Raw genomic sequence first — 17161 nt, 5'->3', positions numbered from 1 at the left:
CATTTCGGCTGGCTTAAGCCAGCTTGATCTCAACGTTAACGCCAGCGGCCAGATCGAGCTTCATGAGCGCGTCGACGGTCTGGGCGTTGGGCTGCACGATATCGAGCAACCGCTTGTACGTACGAACTTCGAACTGCTCGCGCGACTTCTTGTCGACGTGAGGACCGCGGTTCACGGTGAACTTCTCGATACGCGTCGGCAAAGGAATGGGGCCACGAATAAGGGCGCCAGTGCGGCGGGCCGTATCGGCGATCTCACCAGTTGCCTGGTCGAGAACGCGGTGATCAAACGCCTTGAGGCGAATACGGATATTCTGAGCTTCCATGTCCTACTACCGATGCGAAAGAGCCAAGGAGCAGCCGGTCATCCGGCATTTCCCAAAAACAAAGGCCGGCCCCGCTCAATTCCGGTTTCCCGAGAGCGGGCGGCCTTCTTCAAAACTCGTTGCAGACGGGACGAATCTCGTCTGCGGATGCGGGCCTATACGCAGCACGCGAGATTCTGGCAAGGGGCTTTGGCAAGGAAATTGCGTGACCGTGAAACGACACGGCCACCCTGCCCCAACGTCTCCTGCTTCCAGCAAAAAGGCCCGGCAGCTCCCTGAAGAGCGGCCGGGCCTTTGAGGCGTTCAGTCAGCTCCCTGACGGGAGCAGAACCTTACTTCGTGATCTTGGCAACGACGCCCGAACCCACGGTGCGGCCGCCTTCGCGAATTGCGAAGCGCAGACCTTCGTCCATGGCGATCGGTGCGATCAGCTTCACGCCGATCGAAACATTGTCGCCCGGCATCACCATTTCGGTGCCTTCGGGAAGAACGACTTCACCGGTCACGTCGGTCGTGCGGAAGTAGAACTGCGGGCGGTAGTTGGCGAAGAACGGCGTGTGACGGCCACCTTCGTCCTTCGACAGCACGTAAACTTCGGCTTCGAACTCGGTGTGCGGCTTGACCGTACCGGGCTTGCAGAGAACCTGGCCACGCTCAACTTCTTCACGGGCCACACCGCGGATCAGCGCGCCGACGTTGTCGCCAGCTTCGCCGCGATCGAGCAGCTTGCGGAACATTTCCACGCCGGTGACGGTGGTCTTGCGGGTGTCCTTGATGCCGACGATTTCGACTTCTTCACCCACGTTGACGATGCCGGTTTCGATACGGCCGGTCACAACCGTACCACGACCCGAGATCGAGAATACGTCTTCGATCGGCATCAGGAACGGCTTGTCGACCGGACGGTCGGGCTGCGGAATGTATTCGTCGACAGCCTTGATCAGTGCAATGACCGATTCCTTGCCGATGTTATCATCGCGGCCTTCAAGAGCGGCGAGAGCCGAACCCTTGATGATCGGAATGTTATCACCGTCAAAGTCGTACGACGAGAGAAGCTCGCGCACTTCAAGTTCGACGAGCTCGAGGATTTCCTCGTCATCGACCTGATCGACCTTGTTCATGTACACGACCAGTGCCGGCACGCCGACCTGACGGGCGAGCAGGATGTGCTCACGGGTCTGGGGCATCGGGCCATCAGCGGCGTTCACCACCAGGATCGCGCCGTCCATCTGGGCGGCACCGGTGATCATGTTCTTCACGTAGTCAGCGTGACCCGGGCAATCGACGTGCGCGTAGTGGCGGTCGGCCAATTCGTATTCGACGTGGGCGGTCGAGATCGTGATCCCGCGCTCGCGCTCTTCCGGAGCCTTGTCGATGTTGGCGAAGTCGACAGCGGCGCCGCCGTAAACTTCAGCCATCACCTTCGTGATTGCGGCAGTCAGCGTGGTCTTGCCATGGTCAACGTGACCGATGGTGCCGATGTTGCAGTGCGGCTTATTCCGCTGGAACTTTTCCTTGGCCATTTCTCTGGTTTACCTTCTTGAATGAAACAATGTGTTCGCGGGAAAAACGGCGGCACCCGCTGAATCAGGCGCCGCCCCTAGACTGCTCACGCAGCTTAGGCAAGTTTCTCCTTGACCTCGGCAGCGACGTTGGCCGGAACCTCGTCGTAGTGCGAGAACTGCATCGAGTAGTTCGCGCGACCTTGCGTGAACGAACGCAGTTCGTTGACGTAGCCGAACATGTTGGCGAGCGGAACAAACGCTTCGACCGCCTGAGCGTTACCGCGGGTATCGGTACCCTGGATCTGACCGCGCCGCGAGTTGAGGTCGCCGATAACATCGCCCAGATAATCGTCCGGGGTGATGACTTCAACCTTCATGATCGGCTCGAGCAGCTTGATACCGGCCTTCTGCGCGACTTCACGCATCGCACCGCGCGCGGCGATTTCGAACGCGATCGCGCTCGAGTCGACGTCGTGGTACGCACCATCGGTCAGCTTGATGCTGAAGTCGATGATCGGGAAGCCGACCAGGTGACCGCTGGCCGCCTGTTCGCGGAAGCCCTTTTCAATCGCCGGGATGTATTCGCGCGGAATGTTGCCGCCCTTGATGACATCCTCGAAGATCACGCCCTGACCACGCTCACCGGGGATGACCGTGACCTTGACGCGGCCGAACTGGCCCGAGCCACCCGACTGCTTCTTGTGGGTGTAATCGACATCGACTTCGCGGGCGAGATACTCGCGGTACGCCACCTGCGGTGCGCCGACATTGGCTTCGACCTTGAACTCGCGCTTCATGCGGTCGACGATGATGTCGAGGTGCAATTCGCCCATGCCCTTGATGATGGTCTGGCCGCTTTCGTGATCGGTCGACACGCGGAAGCTGGGATCTTCGGCTGATAGACGATTGAGCGCGATGCCCATCTTTTCCTGGTCCGCCTTGGTCTTCGGCTCCACGCTCAGTTCGATCACCGGCTCGGGGAATTCCATCCGTTCGAGCACGATCGGCGCGCTGCTAGCGCAGAGCGTGTCGCCCGTGGTGGTTTCCTTCATACCGGCAAGAGCGATGATGTCGCCTGCGAAGGCTTCGTCGACGTCCTTACGCTCGTTCGCATGCATTTCGAGCATACGACCGACCTTTTCCTTCTTGTCCTTCACCGAGTTCAGGTAGGTCCCCTTGTTAAGGCTACCCGAATAGATGCGGATGAAGGTCAGGCTGCCGACGAACGGATCGTTCATCACCTTGAACGCCAGCGCGCTGAACGGCGCGTCATCGGTGGCCGGACGGCTATCGACTTCGTCGCTGTCCATCTTGACGCCCTGGACGTCAGGAATGTCGAGCGGCGAAGGAAGATAATCGACCACGGCGTCGAGCAGGGGCTGCACGCCCTTGTTCTTGAACGCCGAGCCGCAGCAGACGGGCACGAACGACTGATTCAGCGTGCCCTTGCGGATCAGCGCCTTCAGCGTGGCCGCATCAGGCTCGTTCCCTTCGAGGTACGCTTCCATCGCCTCGTCGTCCTGCTCAACGGCAAGTTCGATCAGTTCGCTGCGATACTGCGCCGCTTCGTCGGCGAGATCTGCCGGGATGTCTTCATAGACGAACTCGGCACCCAGCGATTCATCTTTCCAGATGATGGCGCGGTTGTGGACGAGATCGACCAGACCCTTCAGATCAGCTTCGAGACCGATCGGAATGTAAAGCACGGCCGGGCGTGCGCCGAGGCGATCGATGATCGACTGGACGCAATACTTGAAGTTCGCGCCGGTGCGGTCGAGCTTGTTGATGAAGCACATGCGCGGCACGCCGTACTTGTCGGCCTGACGCCATACGGTTTCGGACTGCGGCTCCACGCCGGCCACGCCATCGAAACAGGCGACCGCGCCATCGAGCACGCGCAGCGAGCGTTCAACTTCAATCGTGAAGTCGACGTGGCCGGGGGTGTCGATGATGTTGATCCGGTGTTCGGGACCCTTGCCGTCTTCGGCCTGCCAGAAACAGGTCGTCGCGGCCGAGGTGATCGTGATCCCGCGTTCCTGCTCCTGCTCCATCCAGTCCATCGTCGCAGCGCCATCATGCACTTCGCCGATCTTGTACGACTTGCCGGTGTAGAACAGAATCCGTTCGGTGGTGGTGGTCTTGCCGGCGTCGATGTGCGCCATGATGCCGATATTGCGATAGCGTTCGAGCGGATGGCTGCGTGCCATGATGAATTCCTTGGAGTTGGAGAAGCGGCCCGGCCCAACAAGAGACCCGTAGCGCGCTCCATATAGTGATGATTGTGACAGCCGGAAGACCCTGGGTTACCTTGGCGCTCCGGCTGTCTGCAATCAACGATCGTTCCAGCGCTCCGCCTGTTACCAGCGGTAGTGCGAGAAGGCGCGGTTGGCGTCTGCCATACGGTGCGTGTCTTCACGCTTCTTCACCGCATTGCCGCGGTTGTTCGCCGCATCCAGAAGCTCACCCGACAGACGTGCGGCCATGGTGGTTTCGGGACGACCGCGTGCAGCAGTGATCAGCCAGCGGATCGCGAGCGCCTGGGCACGTTCGGGGCGAACCTCGACCGGCACCTGATACGTGGCACCGCCAACGCGGCGGCTGCGGACTTCGACCTGCGGCTTCACATTGTTCAGCGCATCGTGGAACAGCTGGATCGGGTCCGCCTTGGCCTTGGCCTCAACAGTTTCGAGTGCGCTGTACACGATACCTTCAGCGACGGCCTTCTTGCCGTCATACATCAGGTTGTTCATGAACTTGGAAAGGATCTGATCCCCGTACTGGGGATCGGGCAGGATGACCCGCTTTTCGGGACGACGACGACGTGACATATTCTTGAACTCCTTCGGAGTGCGGCAAACCCGTCCGGGTTTACCTTGCGGCTCCGGCCCGCTCCCCCTCCCGGCCACCCACAGTCTACCTCGTTAGGGTAGCCGGGAGGGGGAGCGGGCCGAAGCCGAACCTACCGCACGTTAAACCTTACTTCGGACGCTTGGCGCCGTACTTCGAACGGCTCTGCTTGCGATCCTTCACACCCTGTGTGTCAAGCACGCCGCGAAGGACGTGGTAACGCACGCCGGGAAGATCGCGCACACGCCCGCCGCGGATCAGCACAACGCTGTGCTCCTGCAGGTTGTGGCCTTCGCCCGGGATGTAGCTGATGACTTCGCGCTGGTTGGTCAGGCGCACCTTGGCCACCTTGCGCAATGCCGAGTTCGGCTTCTTCGGGGTCGTCGTGTAAACGCGGGTGCAAACGCCGCGCTTCTGCGGGTTCTGCTCCATCGCAGGGACCTTGGACTTGGCCTTCTGCGGAACGCGGCCCTTGCGGACCAGCTGGTTGATTGTCGGCATTAAGTTCTCACTTCACCTTTTTGTCGACCCTTCCGGAAGGGGAAGCGACGCTGGCCAAAGGCCAAACCGGTTCCCACCTTCCATGAAGGGATCGAGACGAGGGCGACACCGGAACCGGACAATGTGAGAGGAGGGAGAAAGCCGAGCCCGTCACCCCGGACCTGATCCGGGACCGCAATCTGCCAGCACCAAGGCTGCGACCGCGAAATCCCGAATAATGCCGGGACGACGAACGAGACTGAAACGCTCCACCCGCATATCCGGCCCTTCGGCCACCGGGTTACTTTGACGACGGCCTCCCGTGCCCATTGACTGGAGAGCGAGAGACGGAGCCGCCAATGTTCAGCTCAAACCGGGAATAACCCCGGAAGATGCGCGCCCTTAGGCGGGATTGGGCGGGGGGTCAAGGGTCGGTGTTGGAGCAGAGGAGGCATCCAACACCCTCGCTTGTGGCGCCAAGCGGCACTCAGCGACAGCACGTGCGACGATATACCGGCGGCGCAGCCGCCGCAAAGCCGGAATCGAAGCCGAAGGCGCAGACGTGCGTAGCACACCTGCACGGCCGCCCGAGCGAATGTGAGGAAGGCAAGCAGCGCGGACGCGCTGCGCCCGGCGCTTGAGGGGCCGAACAAATAAACCCCCGGGGCCGCTAACCCCTGCGTTCATCACCCCGGCGGTTGCGCAAGCAGGCTAAACGCCAACGCCGGGGTATGGCTAGCTTCTCAAGCAACGTCTCGCGCGGGGCGGAGGCAGGGCAGATTTCGCGATAAAGCGAATAAAAGCTGCCTTTCAGTTATCGCCCCCAGAGCTGTCGTCGCAACTCTCGATTGCGTGCTTCCATAAGCTGCCGTTTGTGCTAGTTTTCATCGGCTTTGAAGGTCTTCGTCGCGCTTCTGGCCGTGGTGCACAACTTGGCGCTTTCGGGCTGCAGCGATGCTGCGCAGCCTGTGCAGGCGGGAAGCGGTGCTGTCCGACAAGATCCGCCAGCGATGGCGCAAGGATCGAGGCAGCACACTGGGCCCGCCGCGGATGAAAGCACGGCCAAAGGCGCACCGGCTGAAGCGCGAACGCTGTTAGACGAGGTGAAGCGTCTGAATGCGGCCTGTGTGGCTGTCGGCGGCGGGGTGAGTGGTTCACCCGATTGCGATCAGGCGCTGGTCCGTGAGGAGGAGCTCGAAGCGCTCGGTTATTGCATCGACTACCTTAATGAGGAAACGTTAGCCAGATGCGCTGCGTCGAGCGGCGCTGATAGTCAGGAGACATCATGGCCATGATATCACGAGAAAGGGGTCAACGCCCCGTGGGACACATCAGGGCTACGGTATTGCTTTGGCTGGCGGCAGCTGTTGCGCTACTGGGTATTGGCGGTGAGGCCCATGCCTTTGTCCCGTCCACCATCACCATCGCTCCGCCATTTGCTATGGCCAATCTTCAGCGGGAGCTGCTCGAACGTCGAGTGGAAGATAGCGAACCGCACCGGCAAGGCGAACAGGCTGCACCTGTCGCGCCGTCGACCAGGTTCACTTTCACGCCGAGCCGGGCACGGACACAGACCAACGTCAGGAACTTCGTCGCCCGCACGCCACACCCGGCAGCCCGTGCCGAGCTTGAGCAAATGTTCGCTGTGCAGCCAGGTCTGATGGACGAAATCAGCACTGCAGCGCGCAGCTTCGGTTTCGATCCGCACAATGTCGCCGATGCCTACGCGATGTGGTGGATGAACGCATGGCTGGTCGCCAACAAGCGCGACGAGGTGCCGGACGCGGCCACGGTCAAAGCGGTCAAGCGGCAGGTGCGCAATGCCTTTGCCGCCACGCCCGATTTCGCCGTCAGCGGCGATGCCGAGCGGCAGGAATATGCCGAGGCACTGCTGCTTCAGGCGACAATGCTCGGCTCGATGTTCGAGCAATCGAAGAACGATCCCAAGTTGCTCGATCAGCTTGCGGAGGCCGCCCGTCAAGGCGCCAAGGCCAGCGGCATCGACCTTTCCGAGATGACCCTCACCCAAGCTGGCTTCGTCCCGCGCAAGGAGCGGTGATGTTTATGTCATGCAACCAAACAGTGCCGATGTCGCAAAACCGATGCGAGCGCCGCGCGCCCGCGTTGTCAGGTTCGATCGGGAGAACGCGCATGCAACGAGGGATCGCATTTTGCGCGGCGATTGTCCTGGCGATTGGTAGCTCGGCGTCACATGCCCAATCGATGCCGTGGATCAATCCTCAGGTTCTGTCGACGACAACCGGTACGGACGTGATGAGCATTGTGTTGCAGGAAAGGACAGCAACTGGGGGCGAGTCGGATGAAGAAGCAGCCCTCGGTTCCGCGAAGGGGCTGACAGCCACAGGCAGGCAAGATGCCGGACAAGCCGCGGCTGTCGATTACCGCTATCGCTACAGTCCGGCCCGCACCCAGCAGAACTTGCGCAGCTTTCTGGCGCGCGCACCAAACCCGGCTGCCCGCGCCGAACTAGAGCAAATGTTCGCCGCGCAGCCAATGCTGATGGACGATATCCGCGCTGGCATTCAGCCTTATGGGCTCGATTCGCACAACGTCGCCGATGCCTTCGCTATGTGGTGGATCATGGCATGGCTAGCGTCTGAGGTGCGAATGCAGGAACCCAACCGCGAAATGGCGCAAAACGTTTCGCGTCAAGTCCGCAACGCCTTTGCGACGACATCCGATTTCGCCAGCACCAATGATGCCATAAGACAAGAATATGCCGAAGCACTGCTACTTCAGGCCTTGATCCTTGCAGAATTGATCAAGGCAGCAGGAGCCAACCCCGAGATCAAGGCGCAACTCCCCGCAATCGCTCAGAAGGATGCCAAAGTTAGCGGGATCGACCTTTCGCAGATGAACCTCACCCAAAGCGGAATCGTGCCGCGCAAAACGAAATGAACCTCGCTCGTCGCTCTGTTTCGCACTCCCTTGCGGTCGGCCTGGCAGGGCTGGTATGGCGCCGCGCCTTGCCGCTTGTCGCGCTGCTGGCGGCCACAGGGGCGAGCGCAGAAGGCTTTGCCATCGCTGATCTTACCCCGATCGGCGATGCGGCTGCGGCGGCGCTTGGGCCGGGCTATATCTTCAGGGCCGAGCCCAAGCGCGTGTCGCTCTATTGCGCGGAGTGCACGGGTTCACCGATGATCGATATTTTGCTGGGAACAGATGACTACGGGGCGGAGGAGAGCCTACGTCTGGGCCTGACCAGCGCAGCGGATGTGGAACGCAAGTGCCGGAGCCGCAATGCTGGCTGCCGGATCAAGGCGCTTGATATCGCGCCTGCGGTTGGATGGGTCAGCCAGTATCCCCGGCCCCGTGGCGATGGGGCAACGGCCTACATCATGCGAGACGGGCAGGTACTGACGCTGCGGGTCATATCAAGCAGCACCGGTACATCAAGCGAGGTCATGGAGCGCCTCCTGCCGTTGGCCCGGAGGCAGATCATCGGTCGCTGATCCCGCGCGGGGCAACGCCTTCGCCAAATCGCAACGGTGGATCGCGCCAGTCGCATAGACCACGAAGTAGACGTTCAACTATCCACCCAATTTAAGTCATGGCAAGATCGGCCAATTCTCGCCGAAAGCAGACCTTGTGCAATTTGGTTCCGCCAGCGAAGTCGCATCAGGTGTGGTTACAAATTGGCATATTTCCGCGGGCTGCTTTAATTCCGGGTCAAGCCTCGGCGCACGAAAAGCGAGGAAGGACGCCACCCCTCCCCTCCGCGATTCATTTGTGGGCGCCCTCAGGCGCCGGGCGGCGGACGTCCGTCCGCCTTGGCTTTCGCGCCATAAGGCGCGGCGGCCGGTCTGCCTTTCACGCCGGTGCTGTGCCTCGCGCGCCGTTGGTGGCTCCGCGCCCTCCCCCGGCCCCTCCCACAAGGTGAGGGGAGTTTGGTTTTTTCCTACTCCCCTCCCCTATGCAATCTCCCCCCGCGCAATGACCCACAAGCGTCCATCCCCAGCCGCCCGCGCCTCGCGCTCTGCTGCCCGCCCGATCATCCGCAACAAGCGCAAGACCCCGCGGCAGGCGACCTCCGCCGCCGCGTTCGAACTGGCGCCGCCTGCGCCCGATGATCCGCTGCTCGATTTCATGCCCGTGCCGCACGTCGCGGCCCGCTCCAACTCGATCACGCCCGATGTGCAGCGCGCCTTTATCGCGCAGCTCGCCGCCACCGGCATCGTCACGCAGGCGGCGCGGCATGTCGGCAAGAGCATGGAGTCGCTTTACAAGCTGCGCCAGAGGCCCGGCGCAGAAGGCTTTCGCGCGGCGTGGGATGCGGCAATCGACCGGGGGGTGGCGCGGCTGGAGGATTGCGCGCTCGCCCGCGCGATTCAAGGCGAAGAGCGGCTGATCCTCCACGGCGGCGAGGTGGTCGCGGCGGAGCGACGGCATAATGAACAGTTGGTGATGTTCTTCCTGCGCACCCGGCTGCCGCACCGCTACGACCAGCACAGGGACATCGGCCCTGGCCATCCGGTCTATCAGAAAGTCGCGGCAGCCTATGCCAGGGAACAGGTGCGGGTGGAGGAGGACCCGGTGCGGAAGGCCGCGGCGCAGCGTACACTCGCCAACAAGATCAACCAGTGGCACAAGGCGTTCATCAAGCTGTGGGAGGCGCGGCTGGAGGCCGTGGGGATCGATCTTGCTGACCCGCGCTTTGCGGAGCGGGCAGCGCAGCTCGGCGCAGAGGGGCGCTGGCCAACCGAAACCCCCGCAATGTTCGATGGCTTAGCTGAACCGCATTAGGCCTCACCCGCAAGATACGCTACCAATGCGCGCACCTTCTTCGATCGCCACTGCGGTGCGGGGGCGAGCAACCAGTAGGCGCGGTTGCCCGGTTCGGGTTCGCTCAATGCAATCAGGCGGCCCTGTGCCAGCGCGCTCGCCGCCAATGCCTGCGGCAAGACGGTGCGCCCCATCCCCGCCAACGCCGAGGCAAGCGCCTGTCCGGGGCTGCCTGCCTTGATACAGGGGTTCACCTCATCGGCCATCGGCATCCCGGGCCAATCGATCCAGGCGTCGCGGTGCTCCGGCGCAGCGACCGTCACGCGTAGCGGCAGGGCCAGCTGTATCCCCTGCAACTCGCCCGGCCCGTCGACCAGCCGGATCGCAAGATCAAGATTGGCCTCGGTGAAATCGGCGTGTTCATCGGGCGCGAGGATGTATTGAACACCCGGAGTGCCAGCCTGGAACACCGCCAGACGCGGGGCGAGCCACTCGGCGTAGAACTCGCGGGGGACGGCGATGGTGTAGCGGTCGGACGCCTGCCCGGCCTGCATTGCTTCGACGCTTTCCTCGAACCGAAGGAACCCTTCGCGCAGGGGGTCGAGCCCGGCAGCGCCTTCCGGCGTGAGTTCGAGACCCTTGGATGTGCGGCGAAACAGCACGACCCCGAGCACGTCTTCCAGCGCGCGGATCTGTTGCCCTACGGCGGCAGGCGTCACGGCCAGTTCGTCCGCGGCGCGGGTGAAGGAAAGGTGCCGCGCGGCGGCGTCGAACACGCGCAGGGCGTTCAGGGGCAGATGGGTGCGCTTCACGCCCGTGCGATTAGGCGTGCTTGCAGCGTCCCGCAAGACTTAGCGCGAAGGACGGCCTTCCGCAGTTTCGGGCGCAGCCAGCGGAAAGAAGGGGATGCGCACTTCAGCCGGCGAACCATCAGCCCGCTCGAAGGTGTAGAAACCCTCCATCGAACCGAATGGCGTGGTCAGCGGGCAGCCCGATACGTAATCGTGGCTTTGCCCCGGCGTAAGCAGCGGCTGTTCGCCCACAACGCCTTCGCCATCGACATGGTTCACCATACCGCGCCCGTCAGTGATGCGCCAATGGCGGGTGCGCAGCCGCATCGGCTCGTGCGAGGCGTTTTCGATGCGGATGTGATAGACCCAGAACCACTTGCCCGCTTCCGGATGCGATTGTTCGGGCAAATAGCTGACAGCGACGCGAACGGTCACTCCATCGGTTGTGGCGGCGTGCTGGAAGAACTCTTTCATGTCGCCTCTCAAGTTAGCGATTTGTCGCCGGGTCACAAGAGGGGCAACGCGCTTAATGAGACGTGTATCCCGCTGAGAGGATTTTTGCGCTCTTAAAAGTGTGGGCGCACCATGCGCGCAAGCGAGTAAGCAAAACGCAGTTTGGCGCCTTTTCCGCTAACATATAGCTCAGCCCGTGGCTTTTATAGGAACTCTTCACACATGCATGGGGTCCGATCCGCAAGATCAGCCGCGCGCCAGCAGGTCTTCGATCTGGCCAAGCCGTTCCTTACCGAAGAACATCTCACCGCCCTGATCCCGGTTGCGCGACGTTTCAACAAACATCGTGGGAATGCCGAAAGCTCCGCGCGCGACAACCGCATCGGTGCTGGCTGCCAGGCCTTGCTTCACAGCGTCGCTCTGGGCGCGGGCGAACAGATCATCGGTATCGAAAGCGGCGCCTTGCAGGACCGCCGCGATGGCATCAGGTGACGCGATATCAAACCCTTTTTCCCAGATGGCGGGCAACAGGCAATCCACAAACTGAACGCCGCGCCCATCCTGATCGGCTGCATAAAGCAACCGCTGCAGCAGGATGGAATTGAACGGGAACTGCGGGTGCATCCGATAATCGGTGAGGTTGTGACGATCAATGAAACGCTGCATTTCCAGCATCGCATATTCGTTCTTGCCCTTGACGTCGGCATCGCGCAGCATCGGCGGTGCGTTGCCTGTCAACTTGTGCATGCCTGCAAGGAACACGGGCCTGACATCAAGCTCCGCTTCGTGGCGGTTCACCAATTCGCGCAGAGGCCACCAGACAAGATATGCGTTGGGGCTGACGAAATCGAAGACGAGTTCTACGCGGCTTGCCATGATACCTCCCGATAAGACCCCTATGATGAAGGTTCAGCCAGCAGATCATAGTGACCATGTGTCAGTTCATCACAGGCAATTGGGGCGTGTTGTCGCATCAGGTTCGATCGCGTGCAAGCTGAAGCCCAATTTGTGGGTGCGCAGCGCGTGAAGCTGCCTTGCTGCATCGCCCCGGCCTTCGAAAAAGGCATGGCGCGATGGAAGGATCAGGCGGGGACGGTAGAGGCTCAGTGTCGCGCGCGCGGAAAGCAGGACGCGATGTTCGGAACCTTCGACAATCCTTGATGTTGAAAGGCCGCGATACCCGGCCATGCTTTCCCCGCGTCAGATCCCGGCCGAACGCAGCGCCTGATCCATATCCTCAACCAGGTCGGCAATATCTTCCAGCCCGACGTTGATCCGCAGCAGCCCTTCGCTCACGCCCATCGCTGTGCGTGCTTCATCGCCCATGTTGGCGTGGGTGCTGGATGCGGGGTGGCACATCAGGCTGCGCGCATCGCCGATATTGTTCGAAATATCGATCAGCTTGAGCGCATCGAGAATGGCAAAGGCCCGCGCACGCGTGCCGACGTCGATCGCGAAGATCGGACCCGTCGCGTCCATCTGCGTCTTGGCAAGATCATGTCGCGGGTGGCTGGGCAAGCCGGGGTGCCGCAGATGACCGCCTGCCGCCGTTATGCGAGGTTCAAGAAATTCGCCCAACGCCACGGCGTGTTCCGATTGTCTGAATGCGCGCAGTGGCAGCGTCTCCAGCCCTTTCAGCACCACCCAGGCATTGAACGCGCTGAGCGTCGGGCCTGTGTTGCGCTGAAACGGCATCAGCACATCATCGATCCACTGCTTCGATCCGCAGATCGCACCGGCCAGCACACGGCCCTGCCCGTCCATCAACTTGGTCGCGCTATAGGCCACCACGTCGGCACCAAATTCCATCGGACGCTGCAGAGCCGGAGAGGCAAAGGCGTTGTCGACGACTGTCGTGATCCCGTGTGCTTTGGCCAAGCCGCAGACATAGGCCAGATCAACCACATCGAGCGTGGGATTAGCCGGGGTTTCAAAGAAGAACACTTTGGTGTTGGGCCGGATTGCCGGCTCCCACGCGGCATTGTCAGCGCTGTCTACCAGCGTCGTCTCAATGCCGAACTTGGGAAGCAGAGTATCCGTAAGCCAGCGGCAGCTTCCAAACGCCGCGCGGGCAGCCACCACGTGATCGCCAGCGGATAACTGGCACAGCAGCGCCGCTGTCATCGCTGCCATGCCGCTTGCCTGCGTGCGGCAGGCTTCGGCCCCTTCCATAAGCGCAATGCGTTCTTCCAGCATCGCGAGCGTGGGGTTCTGCAGCCGCGAATAGGTCATCCCCTGCGCGGAACCGGCGAAGCGGTCAGCAACCGTCTGCGCATCGTCGTAGGTGTATCCCGACGTCAAAAACACCGCCTCGCTGGTCTCCCCATGCTCGCTGCGCCAGGTGCCGCCGCGCAATGCGCGGGTTGCGGGACGCCAATTTGCCGTGGCGGCGCGGTCCATGCCAGTGGTCTTCTTCATGGCGCGCTCCCTAAGCCTGCAAAAGCCCGCCCGCAAGCAGGCCTTGCTGCGCGGTATCTTCGTGTCCCACCGCAGCAAGCATCAAAGCGCCTTCGATCAGGGTCATCAGATAACGCGCCCCGCCAGCAGGGTCAGGATCGTCAGCGGGCATTTGGCCTTCAAGCCAGGCAAGCAGCCGCGCCATCATCTGCCGGGCTGCATCGCGATAGCCCGGAACGCCTCGGGCAGAGCCTGCCACGATATCCCACCACAGCACCAGAAAGGCCTGCATTTCAGGCTTGGTGCCTTCTGCCAGGATACGGGTCAGGCATTCCTGACGGGACGTTACCGGTTCGCCGGCCAAAGCCGTATCAAGCGCGGCAGAATACAGCGCAGCAAGATAGCCGAGCAGTTCAACGATCAGCGTTTCCTTGTTGCCAAAATGATAAATCAGCATCCGGTCGCTTGTACCGGCCGCTTTGGCCAGCGGGCGCAGACTTGCTCCGCCAAGACCATGTTCAAGAACATGCGCGGCAAGTTTCGGCAGAAGCGTTTCGCGTGACAGTTGCACCTAGGATTCTTTCCTGTTGTAGCGGACGCTACATGTATTTAAGGATGCTGTAGCAACCGCTATATCGGCAAGAGGCGTTCCGCCATGACCCCTAACGAAATTCTTTGGTTCGCCATCATTGCCGCTGGCCTTGTCGCCCTGATTATCATGCTGACCGGGCGGCGCGAAACGGGCAATCCGGTTGCGGCCGCCCTGTTGTTTTGCGCGTTTAGCGCCTTCACCGCGTTGCAGCTTACGCAGGAAGGCCTGATCGGCTTTTATATCAACCATACCCAGAACCTGTCCGGGCTTCAGGTCTGGTGGGATCTGATCGTGTGTACGCTGATCGCACTGTTCTTCATTCTGCCGCGCGCCCGCGCACAGGGCATGAACGTGGTTTTGTGGGCGATCTTTGTCGTCACGGCGGCCAGTATTGGCCTGCTTGCCATGTGCGCGCGTTTGTTCTGGCTTGAGCGCCGCGCGTCAACACGGACTGCATAATCCGGCTTGCTCTTGCGCTTCGGTCGGAATAATCGCGCCGCCATGGCCGAAGCGCAAGCGTTCCCCTCTCCCGCTAGCCTTCCGCCCCCGCGCCCCCGTGATCCGCTGGCGTGGTGCTTGGTGTTGGCGGGATTATTCGCTGCCTTGACCGGCTGGCGGTTATCGATCCCTTCGACACCCTATTTCGACGAAATCCACTACCTTCCCGCTGCACGCGAAATTCTGTCGCTGTTCACCGAAGGGCGCGGCGCCTACCTTAACCGCGAACACCCCCAACTGGCCAAGGAGCTGATCGCGGTTGGCATCGCCGTTTTCGGTGACAATGCGCTGGGCTGGAGGATCATGCCCTGGCTTTGCGGTGTGCTTGCCTACTTCGCTGCGCTGCGAACGATGTGGCACGCCAGCGCGGACCGCTTTGCGACTTTGGCCTTTGGTGTGCTGTTGGCAACAGGTTTCCACCTGTTCATCCATGCGCGCATAGCGATGCTCGATATTGTGATGGTAGCGGGCCTTGCGGTGGCGGCATGGCAGTTTGCAGGCGCGTGCGCGCAGCCTGAAACAGGGCGGCGCAGGCTGGTCTTCACAGGCGTAGCCATCGGCGCAGCGCTGGGTGCAAAGTGGAATGCAATCCCTTTGGCGATGGCACCGGGCATCACCTTTTTTATTGCGCGCGGACTTGCTGGACGACGGCGGCTATTCCTGTCGCGCCGCGGCGCGCCAGTGCCCGGGATTACATTGCTGGAAGCGTTCGTGTGGCTGGGTATCCTGCCATTGGCAGTTTATGCCGCCACCTTCATTCCCGGATACTGGCTAGCCGAATATCTGCACCCTTCCCCGCTGGCGGAAAAGGGCCTGATCGGCTTTCACCGCGATATCTTTGCGCTGCAAAGCGAACTGATGACCCCGCACCGCTACATGAGCGGTTGGTCGCAGTGGGTGCTGAATTTGCGCGCCGTCTGGTATCTGTACGAACCGATCGACGGGGCGCAGCGCGGGGTCATGCTGATCGGCAATCCGCTAACAATGTTATTGGGGTTGCCAGCGTTGGTGTGGTGTCTGTTTATCGGCATCTGGCAACGCAACTGGGCCCGGCTGGGTGCGGTGTTAGGGTATGCCATCAGCCTGGGGTTCTGGATCGCCGCGCCCAAGCCTGTGCAATTCTACTATCACTATTTCATGCCCAGCCTGTTTTTGCTTGGCGCACTGGCGCTCACCTGCAGCGACTTGCGCCGCTTGCCATATGGGCGCGGCCTGGGCTGGGCCATACCGGCGGCCTCTGCGGCGGTGTTCGCGTATTTCTTCCCGATCATCGCGGCGCTGCCACTGAAAAGTTCGGACAGCTTTATCACATGGGTATGGTTGCCCGGCTGGAGCTAGGCGGCGCGCCGCACTTCGCCGCGACGTCGGGGCGTCAGAAACGCCCCCACACGAACCGGCTGGACAAGGCGTAGTTCCAGACGGAACCGACGACGATTCCAGCCAACGCTGCCAGCACCCAGTGAATTCCGCTGCCTTCCATGAACGTGGCAATGGCGACATTTGCAAACGCTCCGACTGCACATGTGGCAATGAAACCCAGCCAGCCGCGCAGCAAGGCGCCTGCGCCCACAAGCCGCTTGTCGCGGTATGTCAGCCAGTTGTTCAACCAGAAGTTGAAGCTCATCGCCACCAGCACCGCGGCTGTCTGCGCAATGGCAAAACGTTCACCAAGCGCGAACAGCAAGGCAGTGAGCACAAGGAAGTGCACCAGCACACCAAACGCGCCCACAGTGCCAAACAGGGCAAACCGGGTTGGTATCACCTTGCCCAATGTCTTGTCGTAAAGACCGGCGAGGAAATCGAACAGAATGGCACGATCCAGCTTGCTTTCTCCTTCTCGGCGCGCGGCAAAGTTGAGGGGGAATTCTTTGACCCGCATCGGCGTGTCCGCCGTAGCCAGCAGATCTAGCAGAATTTTGAACCCTATACCTGAAAGACGCGGAACAAGCGTCCGGGCCGTGTCGGCCGGCAGCATGAAATACCCGCTCATCGGATCGGACAATTCCACCCCGGTAATCTTGCGAGCCAGGGCATTGGCATAGGTCGACAGTTTTTCACGCTCTGGCGCGGCCCAATCGGCGGTGCTTGCACCTTCGGCAAACCGGCTCGCCACGCAGATTTCGGCTGCGCCGCTTTTCAGAGCCGCGACCATGCCAGGCAACAACGCGGGGTCGTGCTGGTGATCGGCATCCATGACCGCAACATAGGGCGCGGCAGTGGCACAGAAACCTTCGATCGCTGCGCTCGCAAGCCCCCGGCGGCCAATCCGTTGGATCACGCGCACACGGGAATCGATCAGCGCCAGCGCGCGCGCTTCGTCGGCGGTGCCGTCCTTGCTGTCATCATCGACGATGATGACTTCCCACACCGCAGCATTGCCCATCGCCCGATCGATCCGTTCGACCAGCGGGCCAAGATTGCCGCGTTCGTTCAAGGTGGGCAGGATGATCGCGAGATCCAGCGTCATGGTCGAAGGCTCGGCCAAGCAATCGTCATGAACAAATTCGGTGTCTGATGCGGACACAAAGAA

18 protein-coding genes are annotated in these 17161 nt (G+C 61.5%); 7 read left to right on the top strand and 11 right to left on the bottom strand.

All coding sequences use genetic code 11. The annotated features are described in order from the left end of the window. Positions 1–13: 13 nt before the first annotated feature. From rpsJ to rpsL, 5 genes are all read right to left on the bottom strand, one after another. Entirely contained in the window at positions 14–325 is a 312-nt protein-coding gene (gene rpsJ / locus SJY33_RS02710; RefSeq protein ID WP_017665146.1) for a 30S ribosomal protein S10, read from the bottom strand. A gap of 332 nt (positions 326–657) precedes the next feature. Beyond that, positions 658–1848 (bottom strand): elongation factor Tu, encoded by a 1191-nt coding sequence (gene tuf / locus SJY33_RS02705; RefSeq protein ID WP_379920995.1) that lies wholly within the window; start codon positions 1846–1848, stop codon positions 658–660. A 95-nt stretch (positions 1849–1943) separates the two neighbouring features. Next, a complete protein-coding gene (gene fusA / locus SJY33_RS02700; protein WP_379920994.1) occupies positions 1944–4037 on the bottom strand; it encodes an elongation factor G in 2094 nt (697 codons plus the stop codon). 150 nt (positions 4038–4187) lie between these two features. Continuing rightward, positions 4188–4658: a 30S ribosomal protein S7 gene (gene rpsG, locus SJY33_RS02695; protein WP_379920993.1), complete on the bottom strand. Its 471-nt coding sequence runs from the start codon at positions 4656–4658 to the stop codon at positions 4188–4190. Between the two features lie 148 nt (positions 4659–4806). After that, positions 4807–5178: a 30S ribosomal protein S12 gene (gene rpsL, locus SJY33_RS02690; protein WP_006831873.1), complete on the bottom strand. Its 372-nt coding sequence runs from the start codon at positions 5176–5178 to the stop codon at positions 4807–4809. Positions 5179–6050: 872 nt separating this feature from the next. Here rpsL and SJY33_RS02685 point away from each other — a divergent pair. From SJY33_RS02685 to SJY33_RS02665, 5 genes are all read left to right on the top strand, one after another. Then, the gene (locus SJY33_RS02685; protein WP_379920992.1) at positions 6051–6452 is read left to right on the top strand and encodes a hypothetical protein; all 402 of its coding nucleotides are present in this window, start codon (positions 6051–6053) and stop codon (positions 6450–6452) included. A 26-nt stretch (positions 6453–6478) separates the two neighbouring features. Continuing rightward, entirely contained in the window at positions 6479–7216 is a 738-nt protein-coding gene (locus tag SJY33_RS02680) for a DUF6683 family protein (protein ID WP_379920991.1), read from the top strand. 92 nt (positions 7217–7308) lie between these two features. Continuing rightward, positions 7309–8076, top strand: coding sequence for a DUF6683 family protein (locus SJY33_RS02675; RefSeq protein ID WP_379920990.1), 768 nt, complete (start codon positions 7309–7311; stop codon positions 8074–8076). Further along, positions 8073–8630 (top strand): hypothetical protein, encoded by a 558-nt coding sequence (locus SJY33_RS02670; RefSeq protein WP_379920989.1) that lies wholly within the window; start codon positions 8073–8075, stop codon positions 8628–8630. Before SJY33_RS02675 ends, SJY33_RS02670 begins: the two co-directional genes overlap by 4 nt. 481 nt (positions 8631–9111) lie before the next feature. Next, positions 9112–9921, top strand: coding sequence for a hypothetical protein (locus SJY33_RS02665; RefSeq protein WP_379920988.1), 810 nt, complete (start codon positions 9112–9114; stop codon positions 9919–9921). Here SJY33_RS02665 and SJY33_RS02660 read toward each other — a convergent pair. The 5 genes from SJY33_RS02660 to SJY33_RS02640 all read right to left on the bottom strand — a co-directional run bounded on the left by SJY33_RS02660 (position 9918) and on the right by SJY33_RS02640 (position 14112). Next, a complete protein-coding gene (locus tag SJY33_RS02660) occupies positions 9918–10712 on the bottom strand; it encodes a LysR family transcriptional regulator (protein ID WP_379920987.1) in 795 nt (264 codons plus the stop codon). The two genes, SJY33_RS02665 and SJY33_RS02660, sit on opposite strands and share 4 nt — an antisense overlap. A gap of 39 nt (positions 10713–10751) precedes the next feature. Then, positions 10752–11165: a Co2+/Mg2+ efflux protein ApaG gene (gene apaG, locus SJY33_RS02655; protein WP_379920986.1), complete on the bottom strand. Its 414-nt coding sequence runs from the start codon at positions 11163–11165 to the stop codon at positions 10752–10754. A gap of 225 nt (positions 11166–11390) precedes the next feature. Continuing rightward, positions 11391–12020, bottom strand: a complete 630-nt coding sequence (locus tag SJY33_RS02650) for a 2-hydroxychromene-2-carboxylate isomerase (RefSeq protein WP_379920985.1) — start codon at positions 12018–12020, stop codon at positions 11391–11393. Positions 12021–12344: 324 nt separating this feature from the next. Next, positions 12345–13562 (bottom strand): trans-sulfuration enzyme family protein, encoded by a 1218-nt coding sequence (locus tag SJY33_RS02645; RefSeq protein ID WP_379920984.1) that lies wholly within the window; start codon positions 13560–13562, stop codon positions 12345–12347. Positions 13563–13572: 10 nt separating this feature from the next. Next, positions 13573–14112: a TetR/AcrR family transcriptional regulator gene (locus SJY33_RS02640; RefSeq protein WP_379920982.1), complete on the bottom strand. Its 540-nt coding sequence runs from the start codon at positions 14110–14112 to the stop codon at positions 13573–13575. An 84-nt stretch (positions 14113–14196) separates the two neighbouring features. Between SJY33_RS02640 and SJY33_RS02635 the strand changes: the two genes are divergently transcribed. Both SJY33_RS02635 and SJY33_RS02630 read left to right on the top strand, forming a co-directional pair. Further along, positions 14197–14592: a hypothetical protein gene (locus SJY33_RS02635; RefSeq protein WP_379920981.1), complete on the top strand. Its 396-nt coding sequence runs from the start codon at positions 14197–14199 to the stop codon at positions 14590–14592. Between the two features lie 144 nt (positions 14593–14736). After that, entirely contained in the window at positions 14737–15969 is a 1233-nt protein-coding gene (locus SJY33_RS02630) for a phospholipid carrier-dependent glycosyltransferase (protein ID WP_379920980.1), read from the top strand. A 34-nt stretch (positions 15970–16003) separates the two neighbouring features. Here the strand turns inward: SJY33_RS02630 and SJY33_RS02625 are convergent, their stop codons facing one another. After that, positions 16004–17098: a glycosyltransferase gene (locus tag SJY33_RS02625; RefSeq protein WP_379923505.1), complete on the bottom strand. Its 1095-nt coding sequence runs from the start codon at positions 17096–17098 to the stop codon at positions 16004–16006. Between the last annotated feature and the right edge of the window lie 63 nt (positions 17099–17161).

Source organism: Erythrobacter sp. R86502, assembly GCF_042466465.1.
Taxonomy (GTDB): domain Bacteria; phylum Pseudomonadota; class Alphaproteobacteria; order Sphingomonadales; family Sphingomonadaceae; genus Erythrobacter.
The sequence above is the reverse complement of the archived record's forward strand: the minus strand, read 5'-3'. Positions and strand labels throughout refer to the sequence as shown.

What these genes read in the sequence shown, in the direction of transcription:
- rpsJ (WP_017665146.1), bottom strand. Translation starts at nt 325, where the DNA reads ATGGAAGCTCAGAATATCCGTATTCGCCTCAAGGCGTTTGATCACCGC.
- tuf (WP_379920995.1), bottom strand. Translation starts at nt 1,848, where the DNA reads ATGGCCAAGGAAAAGTTCCAGCGGAATAAGCCGCACTGCAACATCGGC.
- fusA (WP_379920994.1), bottom strand. Translation starts at nt 4,037, where the DNA reads ATGGCACGCAGCCATCCGCTCGAACGCTATCGCAATATCGGCATCATG.
- rpsG (WP_379920993.1), bottom strand. Translation starts at nt 4,658, where the DNA reads ATGTCACGTCGTCGTCGTCCCGAAAAGCGGGTCATCCTGCCCGATCCC.
- rpsL (WP_006831873.1), bottom strand. Translation starts at nt 5,178, where the DNA reads ATGCCGACAATCAACCAGCTGGTCCGCAAGGGCCGCGTTCCGCAGAAG.
- SJY33_RS02675 (WP_379920990.1), top strand. Translation starts at nt 7,309, where the DNA reads ATGCAACGAGGGATCGCATTTTGCGCGGCGATTGTCCTGGCGATTGGT.
- SJY33_RS02670 (WP_379920989.1), top strand. Translation starts at nt 8,073, where the DNA reads ATGAACCTCGCTCGTCGCTCTGTTTCGCACTCCCTTGCGGTCGGCCTG.
- SJY33_RS02665 (WP_379920988.1), top strand. Translation starts at nt 9,112, where the DNA reads ATGACCCACAAGCGTCCATCCCCAGCCGCCCGCGCCTCGCGCTCTGCT.
- apaG (WP_379920986.1), bottom strand. Translation starts at nt 11,165, where the DNA reads ATGAAAGAGTTCTTCCAGCACGCCGCCACAACCGATGGAGTGACCGTT.
- SJY33_RS02650 (WP_379920985.1), bottom strand. Translation starts at nt 12,020, where the DNA reads ATGGCAAGCCGCGTAGAACTCGTCTTCGATTTCGTCAGCCCCAACGCA.
- SJY33_RS02645 (WP_379920984.1), bottom strand. Translation starts at nt 13,562, where the DNA reads ATGAAGAAGACCACTGGCATGGACCGCGCCGCCACGGCAAATTGGCGT.
- SJY33_RS02635 (WP_379920981.1), top strand. Translation starts at nt 14,197, where the DNA reads ATGACCCCTAACGAAATTCTTTGGTTCGCCATCATTGCCGCTGGCCTT.
- SJY33_RS02625 (WP_379923505.1), bottom strand. Translation starts at nt 17,098, where the DNA reads ATGACGCTGGATCTCGCGATCATCCTGCCCACCTTGAACGAACGCGGC.